At 58.0% G+C, this 14,553-nt stretch carries 11 protein-coding genes, 2 tRNA genes and 1 rRNA gene; 1 reads left to right on the top strand and 13 read right to left on the bottom strand.

Going from position 1 to position 14,553, the window contains the following annotated elements:
- The 10 genes from DBY20_02620 to mobB all read right to left on the bottom strand — a co-directional run.
- Nucleotides 1-900: ribosomal RNA gene (locus tag DBY20_02620) — 16S ribosomal RNA — on the bottom strand; the annotation flags it as partial.
- Nucleotides 901-1,442: 542 nt separating this feature from the next.
- Complete coding sequence (locus DBY20_02615) at nucleotides 1,443-2,540, bottom strand: hypothetical protein (GenBank protein PWL79647.1); 1,098 nt, start codon at nucleotides 2,538-2,540, stop codon at nucleotides 1,443-1,445.
- Nucleotides 2,541-2,787: 247 nt separating this feature from the next.
- A complete protein-coding gene (murA, locus tag DBY20_02610) occupies nucleotides 2,788-4,074 on the bottom strand; it encodes a UDP-N-acetylglucosamine 1-carboxyvinyltransferase (GenBank protein ID PWL79646.1) in 1,287 nt (428 codons plus the stop codon).
- 159 nt (nucleotides 4,075-4,233) lie between these two features.
- Nucleotides 4,234-4,542 carry an integration host factor gene (locus DBY20_02605; GenBank protein ID PWL79645.1) on the bottom strand — a complete coding sequence of 103 codons (309 nt, stop codon included), beginning with the start codon at nucleotides 4,540-4,542 and terminating at the stop codon, nucleotides 4,234-4,236.
- A gap of 148 nt (nucleotides 4,543-4,690) precedes the next feature.
- Nucleotides 4,691-4,767: transfer RNA gene (locus DBY20_02600), tRNA-Arg, on the bottom strand.
- A gap of 47 nt (nucleotides 4,768-4,814) precedes the next feature.
- Nucleotides 4,815-5,210, bottom strand: coding sequence for a hypothetical protein (locus tag DBY20_02595; GenBank protein PWL79644.1), 396 nt, complete (start codon nucleotides 5,208-5,210; stop codon nucleotides 4,815-4,817).
- Complete coding sequence (locus tag DBY20_02590; GenBank protein ID PWL79643.1) at nucleotides 5,203-5,676, bottom strand: molybdenum cofactor biosynthesis protein; 474 nt, start codon at nucleotides 5,674-5,676, stop codon at nucleotides 5,203-5,205. Before DBY20_02590 ends, DBY20_02595 begins: the two co-directional genes overlap by 8 nt.
- 14 nt (nucleotides 5,677-5,690) lie before the next feature.
- Entirely contained in the window at nucleotides 5,691-6,245 is a 555-nt protein-coding gene (gene moaC, locus DBY20_02585) for a cyclic pyranopterin monophosphate synthase MoaC (protein ID PWL79642.1), read from the bottom strand.
- Nucleotides 6,246-6,248: 3 nt separating this feature from the next.
- Complete coding sequence (moaA, locus tag DBY20_02580; protein PWL79641.1) at nucleotides 6,249-7,253, bottom strand: GTP 3',8-cyclase MoaA; 1,005 nt, start codon at nucleotides 7,251-7,253, stop codon at nucleotides 6,249-6,251.
- 32 nt (nucleotides 7,254-7,285) lie between these two features.
- A complete protein-coding gene (mobB, locus tag DBY20_02575; protein ID PWL79640.1) occupies nucleotides 7,286-7,822 on the bottom strand; it encodes a molybdopterin-guanine dinucleotide biosynthesis protein B in 537 nt (178 codons plus the stop codon).
- A gap of 299 nt (nucleotides 7,823-8,121) precedes the next feature.
- Between mobB and DBY20_02570 the strand changes: the two genes are divergently transcribed.
- Nucleotides 8,122-12,891 (top strand): hypothetical protein, encoded by a 4,770-nt coding sequence (locus tag DBY20_02570; protein ID PWL79639.1) that lies wholly within the window; start codon nucleotides 8,122-8,124, stop codon nucleotides 12,889-12,891.
- Between the two features lie 13 nt (nucleotides 12,892-12,904).
- Here DBY20_02570 and DBY20_02565 read toward each other — a convergent pair whose 3' ends face one another.
- From DBY20_02565 to DBY20_02555, 3 genes are all read right to left on the bottom strand, one after another.
- Nucleotides 12,905-13,747 (bottom strand): pyridoxamine kinase, encoded by an 843-nt coding sequence (locus tag DBY20_02565; protein PWL79638.1) that lies wholly within the window; start codon nucleotides 13,745-13,747, stop codon nucleotides 12,905-12,907.
- 57 nt (nucleotides 13,748-13,804) lie between these two features.
- Nucleotides 13,805-13,878, bottom strand: a tRNA-Gly gene (locus tag DBY20_02560).
- Between the two features lie 123 nt (nucleotides 13,879-14,001).
- Nucleotides 14,002-14,541 (bottom strand): hypothetical protein, encoded by a 540-nt coding sequence (locus tag DBY20_02555; protein ID PWL79637.1) that lies wholly within the window; start codon nucleotides 14,539-14,541, stop codon nucleotides 14,002-14,004.
- Nucleotides 14,542-14,553: the final 12 nt, after the last annotated feature.

Raw genomic sequence — 14,553 nt, 5'->3', positions numbered from 1 at the left:
CCCCGTCAATTCCTTTGAGTTTTAGCCTTGCGGCCGTACTCCCCAGGCGGAATACTTAATGCGTTAGCTGCGGCACGGAAGAGATTACTCCCCCACACCTAGTATTCATCGTTTACGGCTAGGACTACCAGGGTATCTAATCCTGTTTGCTCCCCTAGCTTTCGCGCCTCAGCGTCAGTCGTGGCCTAGAAAGCCGCCTTCGCCACTGGTGTTCTTCCCAATATCTGCGCATTTCACCGCTACACTGGGAATTCCACTTTCCCCTACCAGACTCAAGACTACCAGTTTCAGGTGCGGGCCGGGGTTGAGCCCCGGGCTTTAACACCTGACTTAATAGCCCGCCTACGCGCGCTTTACGCCCAATAAATCCGGATAACGCTCGCTCCCTACGTATTACCGCGGCTGCTGGCACGTAGTTAGCCGGAGCTTCTTCTGTAGGTACCGTCATTTTCTTCCCTACTGAAAGCGGTTTACAACCCGAAGGCCTTCATCCCGCACGCGGCGTTGCTGCGTCAGGGTTTCCCCCATTGCGCAAAATTCCCCACTGCTGCCTCCCGTAGGAGTCTGGGCCGTGTCTCAGTCCCAATGTGGCCGGTCGGTCTCTCAACCCGGCTACCCATCGTTGGCTTGGTAGGCCGTTACCCCACCAACTACCTAATGGGCCGCGAGCCCATCTCTCACCGCACAAGGCTTTCCCGTACATAGCATGCGGAATGTACGGAGTATCCGGTATTAGCACAGGTTTCCCTGAGTTATTCCGAAGTGAGAGGCAGGTTGCTCACGTGTTACTCACCCGTTCGCCACTCTACTCACACCCGAAGGTGCTTTCTCGTTCGACTTGCATGTGTTAAGCACGCCGCCAGCGTTCATCCTGAGCCAGGATCAAACTCTCCATTCAAAAGCAGGCGCGAGGCCTGCATCAAGAACGGTATTTGATTCCGGTGGTTTGGCTATTCGCTCTCACGATAGCCTGTTTCCGGATGCGACCCCTCGGTAGAAAGAGAGGAGTCGTCTTTAGAATTCTTTTAAGGATTTCCTCGGTATCTGACCGAGGCGGGTTCCTTCATGTGATCATTCAAAGAACTCGTTGGCTTGTATCACTTTTCGTCTAAACAGTATCCGATTTTCAAGGTTCCGAGACGGGCTCTATCTGAGACCGTCCCTACCGCTTTTAGGTGAAAACCTTACGAGCGGCGCGAAGAAGTACTCTACGCTCCTTCGCATCTCGCGTCAATAGCAAATTGAAACTTTTTCAAAATTTTTTGAAGAAGTGACTCTTCACCATTGCTAAGAACCTGTCAATTGACCTGCTCTTATCCGCCTCGAACATGGTGCCCTTCGCTGCGGCGCGAGTTGGTATATTACGCATCGCATTTGGGGGTGTCAAGCATTAATTTGCAATTTCTCGAAACTTTTTACGAGACGTCATGTGAGCGTGGCTTTTAGTATGGTTTGTAGTCCTTGCCAATAACGACGAGGAGATTGCCCTCGTAGCTGTAACGTGCATAGCTGCGCACCACGCGCCCCTGGCCCAAATCGGCCGCAAGCAGGCGTGCCGCTGCCTCGTCATCGGTGTCCTTGAACACGACGAAAGTCTCGTCATAGACGAACTGGTTGGCATTGCCCGTGCTGATCACCTTCCAGCCGAGCTTCTTGAGCTCGTTGGTGCAGTCGTTGGCGACGCCCGACACGCCCACGCCATTCCAAACCGCGACGGTGCAGTTCTCGCGCGTGACCTTGTTGGTATCGACCTCCGAGGGAGTCGCGACAGGCGACATGCCACTCGAGACACGCGAGACCATCGTATTCCAGCTATCGGTACTGCAAATGCTGTATTGCACGCCGCCTATATCCTCCAACGTCGAAGGCATCGTCTCCTGGTAGCACGAAGTGTCGACGTTGATGCCATGCAGGGCACGAAAGGTCTGCGTCACCTCATCACTTGAGGCGTCTGTTGCAACGCATGCCGTGAAGCTGTCAACGCGCGCAGACATTTGCTCGGAGCTCGATCCAAAGAGCCTACGGCATATGGCGCCCACAAGCGCCTCCTTGCTCGCCGTTGCCACATCGACGGGCAAGGGAGCAAGCTGGCTTTCGAGCCTACTCAGGCCAGCGTCGTTTACCTCTATATAGTGGGCGATATCAACGTCCGCGAGCTTTTTGACAGCCGCGATGATTCCCTCCTCATGCGCATCGGCAAAAGCATCCTCTATCTTGCTATACCCCACGCCATCGATATAGACGCGCGTGTTGACGGGAATCCAGAGGAACGAGAGCGTGACGTTGTCGGGATCAACGCAGACAAGGGCGAGGTCGACGATGGCGCCACGGCCCTCCTCGGCAGATGAGGCATCCGTATGCACGAGGACATTCCAGAACAAGTCGGTTTTGGACTCAACGGGCGTGAGCTGCTGGGAGAAATCCTGCGTATCGAAGACGGGCTTGAGCGCATTGCGTGCCGCCTGCTGATAGACGAGCACACCCACCGTCGTCGCAAGCGCCAGCGCAATGACAGCGACGAACAAGACGGTAAAGAGCATCCTTCGCGTCTGGGATGGATCGCGCTTGCCGAAGCCCGTCGGGTGGATATAGGTGCCGCGTCCCTTCGCGGCGCGCGAAAGGGCCGCACGCTCCGATGCACGAGCTGCCCGGGATTGCGATTTGGACGAGAGGCGCGAACTCGCGAAAGGCGTGCCACCGGAAGACCTATGACGTCGTCCGCCGGCACCGTTTATATTGAGTCCACCTCTTTTGTGATGATATGGCACTGCGCACTCCGACGAATCGCTAGAAACTCAGGTCTTGCGCCGGGACACGCTCGATATCGGCGCCGAGCGCCCGCAGTTTGCCGACGTAATCCTCATAGCCGCGATCGATATGGTGAATGCTGTCGACAAAGGTCGCACCATCGGCAACGAGTCCCGCAATCACGAGCGCGGCACCCGCGCGCAAATCGGTCGAATTGACCGGTGCGCCGGAAAGATGGCCCACGCCGTTCACAAGGGCGTGATGCCCGTCGATGCGGATATCGGCACCCATGCGGGCAAGCTCTGCAGCGAACATGAAGCGGTTCTCGAAGAGATTCTCGGTGATGATGGAATCCCCGTTTGCCAGCGCGCAGAGCACCATGAATTGAGCTTGCAGGTCGGTGGGGAATCCGGGAAATGGCAGGGTCTGAATATCGGCCGGTCGCAAATCGTCCGAGCGCTCAGCCGTAATCTCGTCGTCGGTGATGAACAGGTCCACGCCCATCTGGTGGAGCTTTTTGAGCGCAAGTCCCAGATGGTCGGGACTAGCGCCCCTTACGGTAACGGGACCGCCAGTCGCAGCACCCGCCACGAGGAAGGTCCCCGCTTCGATACGATCGCCCACGGTCATATGCGAGGTAGGATGAAGCTCGGTAACGCCATGCACCACGACGTCCGGAGTGCCCGCGTTTTCGATGTCCGCTCCCATCGAGATGAGGAAGTTGGCGAGATCCACGATTTCGGGTTCGCAGGCGGCGTTATGAATGACCGTCGTGCCACGAGCGCAAACGGAAGCCATCATGAGGTTCTCCGTCGCGCCCACGCTCTGAAAGTCCAGGATGACCTCGGCACCAATCAAGCCATTGGGCGTACTCGCATGGAGGTATCCGTGATCGACATCGAACTGCACGCCGAGCGCCTCGAGGCTCGCGATGTGCATGTCGAGTTTACGTGAGCCAATCTGGCATCCGCCTGGCATTGCCACAACAGCGCAACCGAACCGGGTAATGAGCGGGCCAAGGATTGAAATGGAGGCACGCATCTTGGCGACGAGCTCGTAAGGGGTTCTATACGAGTTGAGATCGCGCGTGTCGATGAAAAGGGTATGGCTATCCTCCCCGCGCCTGACGCGGGCGCCAATGGTCGACAGAACGTCACTCATAACGTCTACGTCCGAGATAAACGGCACGTTTCCGATGCACGTCTCACCGGACGCCATCACGCTTGCCGCCATAAGCTTGAGAACTGAGTTCTTAGCGCCACGAACCTCTACTGTCCCCGAAATGGGCCGTTGTCCGTTGACGACGATCAACTCACGTGAATCCATATCTCCCCTTCAATGCGCTTGCATGAGTTTAGCATCTTGCTCCTAGAGCTAATCTGTAGATGCTGTGATATCGCAAGCGGCGCCCGTGCAAAGCGGACAGAAGAAGGCCCGCCAGCTTGGGGCTGACGGGCCGTCACATCCTTGCTTATTACGGCAGAATTACTTGCCGAAACGCTCGATGAGCTTCTCCTTCTGAGCAGAACCCAAGCCGCCAACGCGACGGTTCTCGGCGATGCCGATCTCCTCCATGGCCTTCTGGGCGGTCACCTTGCCAACGCTGGGCAGGGAAACGAGAATCTGAATGACCTTGGTCTTCTTGGTGATCTCGTCATTGCTGTTGAGGACCTTGCTGAGCGTGAGCTTGCCAGACTTGATATCCTCCTTGAGCTTTGCACGCTTGGCGCGAGCTTCCTTGGCCTTCTCAAGTGCAGCAGCGCGCTGCTCATCAGTCATCTTGGGTAAAGGCATTTCCATCCTCCTCGAAATGGGATCTTGCATCGTGGGGGTACTATAGCACTTCTGAACGTCAAGGTCACGAACATATTGCATTTCAGATAATTTCCATGACCTGCGGAAGGACGATTCGAGGCCAGAAAAGGCAGTTGCAGGGGAAATTTGGCGCGCCATGAGGGATTCGAACCCCCGACCGCCGGATTAGAAGTCCGATGCTCTATCCTGCTGAGCTAATGGCGCGCTGTGGCTCCACATTCTAGCGTAAATCACGCGAAGCAACCGACAGCTTAGGCGTCGAAGTTTTCCTCGTGCTTCTTGAGAATCTTCACTGCATCAAGAGTCTCGCGCAACGTCGCATCGATTTCGTCCTCGAGCTGCTTGAGACGCACGAGATCGTCATGCACGGCAGCATCTACCATGCCATGGCTGCGTTTGAGGGAGCGACGCAGGCGTGCATCGATGTCGATCAGACGCTTCTTGATGCCCACCAGGTCAAGCCCCATGCGGGCAAGATGCGCGGATGATCCAGCCTGCTTGCTCGTCGTATAGAGCTCGAGGATGAACTGGCTGATGGACTGTCCATGTGCAGTCGCGTCAGTGGCGATGGCATCCTTCGTCGAGGGCGGGCACGAGATATTGAGCCTGCCGGTATGGTACTCGGAATCCTGCTTTCGCTTACGCATGGCCCTCGCCCGCCATCATCGAGACTGCGTGATCGAACTGGTCGAAAACCCCTTCCCAGTTCTCCTCGGCGGCCTTCTTGGAGCCAGGCAGGTTAACGACGAGCACACGCCCGCGCTGCGCGGCAATTGCGCGGCTGAGCATGGCACGGTGCGTCTTGGTCATGGAGTAGGCACGCATCGCCTCGGCAATGCCGGGAACCTCGCGGTCGCACACCTTGCGCGTGGCTTCGGGCGTGACATCCGCGAGCGAAAGGCCGCTGCCTCCGCACGTCAAGACGACATCGGCACCGGCATCGCAGCAGCAAACGATGGCGTCTGCAATCATGTCGACGTCGTCTTTCACGACGACGCGCGAAAGCGTCGTCCATCCTTGCTCGGCAATGAGCTCCTCAAGGCGCGCTCCTGCCGTATCCTCCTCGATACTGCGCGTGGATGAGCAGGTAACGATTCCGAATTTGATATTCATGGCCTGTCCCGTCTCTAGTCTCGCGTCCACAACCCCGTGCGTCCGCCTTCCTTGCGGACGAGATGCACGTCGCAAATCTCCATGCCGCGATCGACCGCCTTGCACATATCGTATACCGTAAGGAGCGCAATGCTCACGCCGGTAAGAGCCTCCATCTCGATACCGGTCTTTCCGGTCACGCCCGTGGTCATGGTCGCGTGAATGCCCACTCGCCCGTCTTCACGTTCGCCTGCCAAGATGGGCTCAAGCTCGCACTTGGACTTGGTGATGTTGAGTGGATGGCACATGGGGATAAGCGAGCTCGTCTGCTTGCAGCCCATGATACCCGCCACGCGTGCGCAGGCGAGGACGTCGCCCTTCGCCGCCGTGCCGTCCGTAATCATCGAAAGGGTATCCGGATGCATGAAAATCCAACCTTCGGCAATGGCCTGGCGCTCGGTATCGGCCTTCTGCGAGACATCGACCATGCGCACGACACCCTTCTCGTCGACATGGCTGAGTTGCCCATCGCGTGCGAGGTCGTTCTCGGAATTGCCAGCCGCAAGGCCTCCTGGTCTGTCCTGCGTCATGTTCTAGCCTCCTATTTGGCTCATGCGTCGCTCGGTGCCACGCTCCTCGTGATGCTCGTCGGGCTTGATGCCAATCGCCTCTTCGATCGCGTGGTCGACGGCCTCGGAATCATTGGAGCGAATCGCCTCCATGACGTCAATCTCCCGGTCGCTGAACAGGCAAGGCCTGATCTTGCCATCCGCCGTAAGTCGCAGGCGATTGCACGAGCTGCAGAAATGGTTCGACATCGCGCTAATGAAGCCGATCGTCCCCTTCGCGCCTGGGAGTCTGTAGTAGATCGCAGGGCCAGCGCCCGAGGGAAGATCGTCATCAGTAACGGGTTCAAGCGGGCCAATACCGGCCGCGATGGCACCTTCGTTGATGCGCTCGATAATCTCGCTCGCAGGAACGATGTCTTCTTCGGTCCAGCCAGCACCGGTGCCGCCCGAACTTTCCCCCACTGGCATGTACTCGATGAAGCGCACATGCAAAGGCCTGTCGAGCGAGAGCTTGGCAAAGCCAAAGAAGTCCTGATCGAGGCTACGAACGGCGACGGCGTTTATCTTGACGGGATCAAAGCCGTTCTCGAGAGCTGCGTCGATGCCCGCAAACACGTCCTCGATCTTTCCGAGGCGCGTCACGTAGGTGAACTGTGCGGGATCGAGCGTATCGAGCGATATGTTGACACGCGTGAGACCGGCATCCTTCAAGTCGGCCGCCATCTTGGGGAGCAATATGCCATTGGTCGTGAGCGAGATGTCCTCGATTCCCGGCGTGGCGGCAATCTCGCGCACGAGGTCAACCACGCCTTTGCGGATGAGCGGCTCGCCACCCGTGAGGCGCACCCTGCGAATGCCCGCCTGCGCCGCGCGACGCGTGAAATCGGCAATCTCCTCGATGCGCAGGATGGACTCGTGCGATCTAAACGGCACGCCCTCCTCGGGCATGCAGTATATGCAGCGCAGATTGCAGCGATCCGTCAGAGAGATGCGTAGGTAGTCAATCTTGCGCCCGTAATTGTCCTTCATGTGGCTCCCTCGAAGAAGTTCATTGCAGAATACTACAGAGTGCCCTCGTCGATACCGGCAAGCTCGAGGAAATAGCGCGCGACCGCTTCGAAGTCTTCAAGGCCAAAGACGGGCTTTCCCTCGGCACGCACCTGATCGGCAAGAGCGGCGTTATCGGTAACGAGCGCAATGCGCTCCTCAGGGGCAAGCTTGGGGTCTGGATGTCCCGCGGCGTTGCGATAGACCTCGACGGCACCATCGGCCTCGGCGCGGAACCCCTCGACGATCACCAGGTCAACGTCATCGGCGATCTTGGCGACGAGCTCCTCGCGCGATGGCTCGCCCTGCGGTGTGCTCACGAAGATCGCGTATTGATCCGAAGCACTAAGAATGACGGGGTTAGCACCGGCCTGCGCATACTTCCAGGAGTCCTTGCCCTCGACATCGACGCCGCCCGTCTTGTGACCATGATGCTTGATGACGCCAACGCGGATGCCCATGCCCGTGAGCAACTCCACGACGCGCGTGGTGAACGTCGTCTTTCCGGAATTTGACCACCCGGTCATCGTTATGACAGGCACTTCGCTCATGGATTCTCCTTGCGTGACACCCGGCCATCATTGTGCTCAGCAAAGTATAGCGCAGCTCTCCGACAAAGCACGGAGCAGCCAGAGACGGGAACTGTCGATGGCCAGAAGCAAGACGCACACATGCTGGCTCTGAACAGGGAGAGTCCGAAAACACTCGCCTTTCTGTCCGAATTTGCTCCTGCTTTGCTCTGGATTCGTTCAGATTGTCGGGGTGGTTCGCTCGGTGCGCAAAGGCATAGCATGGCGGCTCCAATCGAAGCGACCACCTGGACTATCGGGTGGAAAACGAAGGAGAGGCCATGCCACAGAGCTTTCGCCACGCAGCACCAGGTACAGCACGCGCGTTGCATAAGATGCATGTCGTCATGCTGAGCTTGCTGCTCATATGCACAATGACCTTACCCTACATTGGCGTAGCCGCCACACGACCAGCCTTGGCATCGGGGCAGACCGTCAGTTTATGGAAAGAGGGCAATATCCATTACTCAGACGGCGCGTGGAATGCGCATATCTTCCACGCGAACGACGGCGAGGGCGAGACGCTGGCATATTGCATCGAGCCCGCAAAGAACTCGCCCAGCGAGGGAAGCTACGAGAAGAGCGGCATCCATTGCGTGAGTGGAAGGGATTATGAACTCATAGCCGACCTATGGTTCGCCTTCGGTGGGCCGGGTTTCGATGCGAGCATGTGGCCAGCGACAAACTGGAACGGCGATCCCATGGGTGCCGAGGATTACTACCTTGCCTCGCACATTCTTCTATCCGACACGTACAGCTCGAGCGCCCACGAAGCCACCTACGGCGCTGGCGAGAACTTCCGCAACTGGCTTACCTGGAACATCACGGGATTTGACCTGAACAACGGCAGCCTCATCAACCCCAACGCCCTTGGACGTCTCGTCATGGCGCGCATAGGCGAGGTACCCGCCGACTTCGAAGCCTATATGATCGATGGGGGAAGCAAGCAGACCATAGCCGCAAGCTCACACTACAAAACCGTCGGCATGATCAAAATGAACAAGCGGTCGATGAATCCCGATATAACAAACGACAACCCCCTGTACTCCATGGAGGGCATAACATACGGCGTTTATGTTACTAACACCTGTGGTCCCGAGGGCGATACGGGCAAGACCCTCGTACTCGACGAGTCTGGTTATGCAGAGGTCGGTGGGCTCTATTCAAGCACCTACTTCATACGCGAGATTGAATCCTCCGTCGAGGGCACGGGTTACGCCTACGACCCGACCATTTACAGCTGCTGGGTTAATCCCGGAGAGGTGAGCTGGCTTCACGATACGTCAAACGGCGCGGGCGATGTCGACCAAAACGATGTCACGAACGAGCCCCAAACCGAAGATGTTGACGTCATCATCCAGAAACACGACTTGATCACACAGAGTTCGACGCCCTCAGGAGACGGCACGCTTGCCGACGCGCTCTTTGAAGTGCGTTACTTCCCGAACCTCACGGGAGAGATAGGGGGCAATGCAACCCGTAGATGGAACTTCAGGACCGATGACGCGGGCAGGGTCGATCTGCGCGGCGACCTTGCACATGCCTTTGTCAGCGGAGACGCGCTGTATCGCGATCCGATCACAAACGAACCGCTGTTCCCAATTGGCACCTATGCGATTCGCGAGCTGAAGGCCCCCGCCTCCTACGAAGTCCCCGTAGATAACGAGCCCATCGTCATCACCATCACCGCTCATGGCACGGGCGCGCATGACGTGTCGAGCGGCCCGCTTGGCAATGGCGGCGTCATCGTCAACGAGAACCCCGTACGCCAGGACCTTTGCTTTACCAAGCGCGACCTGGACACGCAGAGGCCCATGGGCGGCATTCCGTTCCTCGTGTCGCGCATTGCCGCGGATGGGTCGACCATCGAACGACATGTCGTCGTCACCGACGCGAACGGAAGATTCGACTCGAGCGCCGCATATCGACGCCATACAACACGCACCAACGCCAATGATGCGGCCGTGGAGATTGGGGCAGATGGAAGTTACGTTGTGAACGAAGCGCTGCTCGACTCCGAAGCTGGCACATGGTTTGGGATGACGACAGACGGAAACATGACTGCGGCGAATGACTCAGTCGGGGCCTTTCCCGATAGCACGACCTGTCACTACGTCTTCGAAGAGCTGCCCGTACGGGCAAACGAGGGCAAGGCACTCGTTCAGTTCGAGGCGTTTGCCCACGCTGCGCAATCCACCACAATAGATCTGGGAACTGTCGGCAACACCACCCCCACGCTGGCAACGAGCGCACATGACGCACGCGACGGCGACAAGCTCGTGAGCTGGGACGCGAATGCCGTCATCCTCGATGCCGTGTCATACAGCGGCCTCGTTGCCGGACGGACTTACACGCTCGAGGGCTACCTTGCCGACGCGGCGACGGGTGAGGTGCTTCGCGACCCTCATGGCAACGCGATTACCTCCTCGCACACGTTCACCGCATCAGCAGGTACGGGAACCGTTGAGGTCAAGTTCACGCTCAATACGATGGGCCTGAAAAACGGCAGGCAGCTCGTCGTCTGCGAACGTCTTCTCGAGGGCAATCGTCTTCTCACGGCGCATGAGGATGTCGACGATAGCTCCCAAACCGTGACTGTCGTGCAGCCGGCAATCGAGACGCACGCAGCCGACGGAATGGATGGCGACTCGCTCATCGTGGGTGATGTCGATGCGACCATCATCGACCACGTCTCGTACACGGGCCTCATAGCGGGCGCGAGCTACGAGCTCACCGGCACGGTCGTGGATAGCGCAAGTGGCCTGCCCTTCGAATCGTCTGGCAGCACGGTTACCTCGACAGTCGCGTTCGTTCCCGAAGCCTCATCGGGGTCAATCGACATTGCATATGCCCTTGACGCATCCGAGCTGGAACCGGGCGCGAAGCTCGTCATCTTCGAGAAGCTGGTGAGCGACGGCACCATCGTCGCAACGCACGAGGATCTCGATTCCATCAGCCAGACGGTGAGCATCTTTCCGCCATCCCTCCAAACGCACGCGCATGATCCGCAAGATGGCGATTCGAGCGTTGCGAGCGATATCGCCACGAGCATCATCGACACCGTTTCCTACAGTGGGCTGACGCCAGGATACGAATATTCGCTCGAGGCAACGCTCGTCGACAAGAAGAGTGGACGTCCTGCACTCGATCCGTTCGGGCTACCCGTCACCGCAACGCACGTCTTCACACCTCTGGAGCGCGAAGGGAGCACGGACGTGGTGATCGAATTCGATGCCACGAACATCCAGGCGTCAACGGCATTCGTCGTCTTCGAGGAGCTTTACCGCGACGGGCGACACCTCGCAAGTCATGTTGACCTTGCAAGCGTCGAACAGACGATAGTCGTGGAGCCGCCGTACATCCAGACGGCGGCAAGCTCGGATGGCATGTCAAAGCAGCTTATGCGCGATAGAGATGTCCCCCTCGTTGACGCAGTCTCGTATCACAACCTCAAGGCAGGACAAACCTATGAGCTCCGTGGCTGCTTCATGAGCAAGGCAACGGGCAAGGTCCTGACCGACCGCAGGGGCGACCCCGTAAGGAGCAGCCTCGAATTCACGCCGGATGCCCCATCGGGTCTCGTGGAGCTTTCCTTCACGCTCGACACAACCGTCGTGGATGAGGGGACGGAACTCGTCGTCTTCGAGGAGCTTTACCGCGACGGCGTCAAAATCGCCGCACATGAAGATCTTGCAAATGCCCAACAGACGGTCACGGTCGCCAAACCGCGCATTATAACAACGGCAGCGTCGGAAGACGGAGCCAAGACCGTCGTACGCGATATCGACACGACCATCATTGATACCGTGAGCTATGAAGGCCTGGCTCCTCGCTGCAACTACACGCTTGTCGGAACGGTCGTGAACAAGGCAGACGGAAGACCCCTCATCGGTGAAGACGGCAGGCCCGTAACATCGCAAGCGGATTTTGTCGCGGAGCATGCCGATGGAACCGTCACGCTGTCGTTTTCCCTCGACACGAGCATGCTCGAAGTCGGAAGCGAGCTTGTCATCTTCGAGAAGCTTCTTCGCAGCGGTGAGGAAATCGCCGTTCACGAGGACATCGAAGACGAAAGGCAGACGGTACGCCTCGCGCCAGCTGCCATCAATACCTATGCGAGCGATCCGCTCGATGGTGGCAAGCTCATCGCAGCCCATGAGAGAACACGGATATTCGATGCGGTGTCATACGAGGGCCTACGGCCTGGCGTCACTTATGAATTCGTGGGAACGCTCATGAACAAGGAGGCAAAAGCGCCACTGCTTACCGCACAGGACGAACCTGCGCGGGCAACATGCAGCTTCGTTCCCGAAGAGGCGGCTGGAACCGTTGATGTCAGCTTCTCCTTCGATGCCTCAAATGTCGATGCCGAGCGAGAAATCGTCATCTTCGAGGAGCTCTACCGCAACGGGAGACTTCTCGCGACTCACGCAGACTACGAGAACACCGCTCAGACGGTACGCGTTACGCCGCCTTCTATCAAAACATACGCATCCGATATGAGCGATGGTGATAAGGAAATCACCGGGGATTGCATGGCGACCGTTATCGACAACGTATCCTATGCCGGCCTCATCCCAAACGAAGAGTACGAAATCGATGGCGCACTCATGATTGACGATGGCACTCTCGAAGGAAGACCCGCACTCGATGCCTTCGGGAGGCCCATAACCGCGCATATCGCATTCACGCCAGATAGCTCCCATGGAAACGTCACCGTCCCCTTCGAGATAGATGCCACGCTCCTGGGCGATGGCACAAAGCTCGTCGTATTCGAGAAGCTCTTTGCCAACGATGTGCTCATGGCCGAGCATGCCGATCTCCATGACGAGGATCAGACCGTGCACGTGAAGCCTTCTAAACCCGAGACACCGCCCGAAGAGGCATCGCCGCCAGACGAGTTGACGCTCACTCCATTCGGTCCCTCGTTAAAGACGGGCGACTCGACCATATGGATGCTCGCAGCATGCGGATTGATTGGGGGCGCGGCATTCGGCCTGCTAGCAGCGCTGCGCCGCAAAGCCTTCGGCTCAATGCATGATAAGAAGTGAAGGGACGGACAACCTATTTGCCGATGAGCTTGAGTAGATAGGGGATCTCGGTCTCGAAATCGACGCCATACCAATTGTGGTCGGGCTGGCTGATGGTGGCCTTGATGCAGGCAACCGTGTAGTCAGCCGCCACGGCGAGTGCCTCGTCCAGCTCGAAGCCATTGAGAAGCGCGCCAACCGTCGTAGATGAGAAAACATCGCCCGTCCCATGGAAGCGCGCATCGACGAGCTCGTTGAAATACGAGAAGTACTGGCCCGTATCTCCGTCAAGACCATAGACGCCGCAGCTACCCGGCTCGAGACTCACACCAGTGAGTACGGCCTTCTTGGGGCCGAGGGCGACGAGTCCCTGGAGAAGGTCACGCACGTAGTCCTCGTCGTAAGTGCCATCTTCCTTGTACTCGGCTCCGAGCATGAATGCGGCTTCGGTGATATTGGGGTCGATGATATCAGCCTTGGAGCAAACCACCGTGCCCATTGCCCGAGCGAACTCGGGAGTGAAGCCCTTGTAGAGCGCACCGTTGTCGGCCATGGCCGGGTCGACGAAGATGAGCGTACCATCCTCCCTGTGACGGTCGAAGAAGCGGCTTACGAGCTCGAGCTGCTCGAAGGAACCAAGGTAGCCCGTGTAGATGGCATCGAAGTCGACCCCGTTGTCAATCCAGCTCTGGGAGATGGGCTCGATCTGGTCGGTCAGGTCATCGAATGTGAAGCTCTTGAAAGCGGTGTGAACCGAGAGCACGGCAGTGGGAAGAATGCCGCACTCGACCCCCATAGCCGAGATGATGGGCAACGCAACGGTGAGGGAACACTTTCCAACGCAAGAGATGTCCTGAATGCTTACGACGCGCTTCATGCCGTGCCTCTTTCCAAAAAAGCAACGGGTACCGTACGGCACCCGTTGGCAGATGTCTGGAGCGGGCGATGGGAGTCGAACCCACCTCATGAGCTTGGAAGGCTCAGGTTCTACCGATGAACTACGCCCGCAATGTAGACGGATTATACCCCAATAGGTTCAAGTCGCAGGATAAAGCTCGGAAAAGTTTACAGGCGCTTGGACATCGCCTGCATCAGACGAGCTTCGCGCCTGGGCGGATTACCGCATCCTGTTCAGGCCTTCGGGAATCTGCGCTCGCCGTAATAGCCCGCGTCGAACGCGGCATCCTTCATGCCGCATCCGCTCTGATAGCAAGTCGGTCGGAAGTCCAACACCTTCGAGTACAGCTCGGGGTTCTTGCGCAGGTTGGCGAGCATGGCGTAGACGGCGGCACCATCAATAGCGACGATGCGGTCGTTATGGGAAATCATCGCCAGGTACACATCGGCTGCCGTATGTCCCTCCACGCTGATGGGGTCTTGCACCTTGTCGAAGAAACGGGGTTCCTCCATGTCCACATATCGGCAAAACTCGCGGTAGATATCGTCGTTCTCCGGTGCGAGCAGGCTCCTGGAGTAATCGGGCCTATGCTTGAGGTGCGACGTCTCGTCGGTAAGCCCGGCGTCGACCTCCTCGAAGTACATGCGCATCGTATGCCCGCGCGTGGCCGTTCCCGCCTCGACCATGGCGGCTTCGTTCTCGTAAGACCCCATGAGCACCTCCCATGACTCTTCCTGTTTGTCATTATCATTCACGAGCACGCGAGCATGCAAGCCTCACGCGAG

Source organism: Coriobacteriia bacterium, assembly GCA_003149935.1.
Taxonomy (GTDB): domain Bacteria; phylum Actinomycetota; class Coriobacteriia; order Coriobacteriales; family QAMH01; genus QAMH01.
Note: the sequence above shows the minus strand (reverse complement) of the source record. Positions and strands in the feature narration are given on the sequence as shown.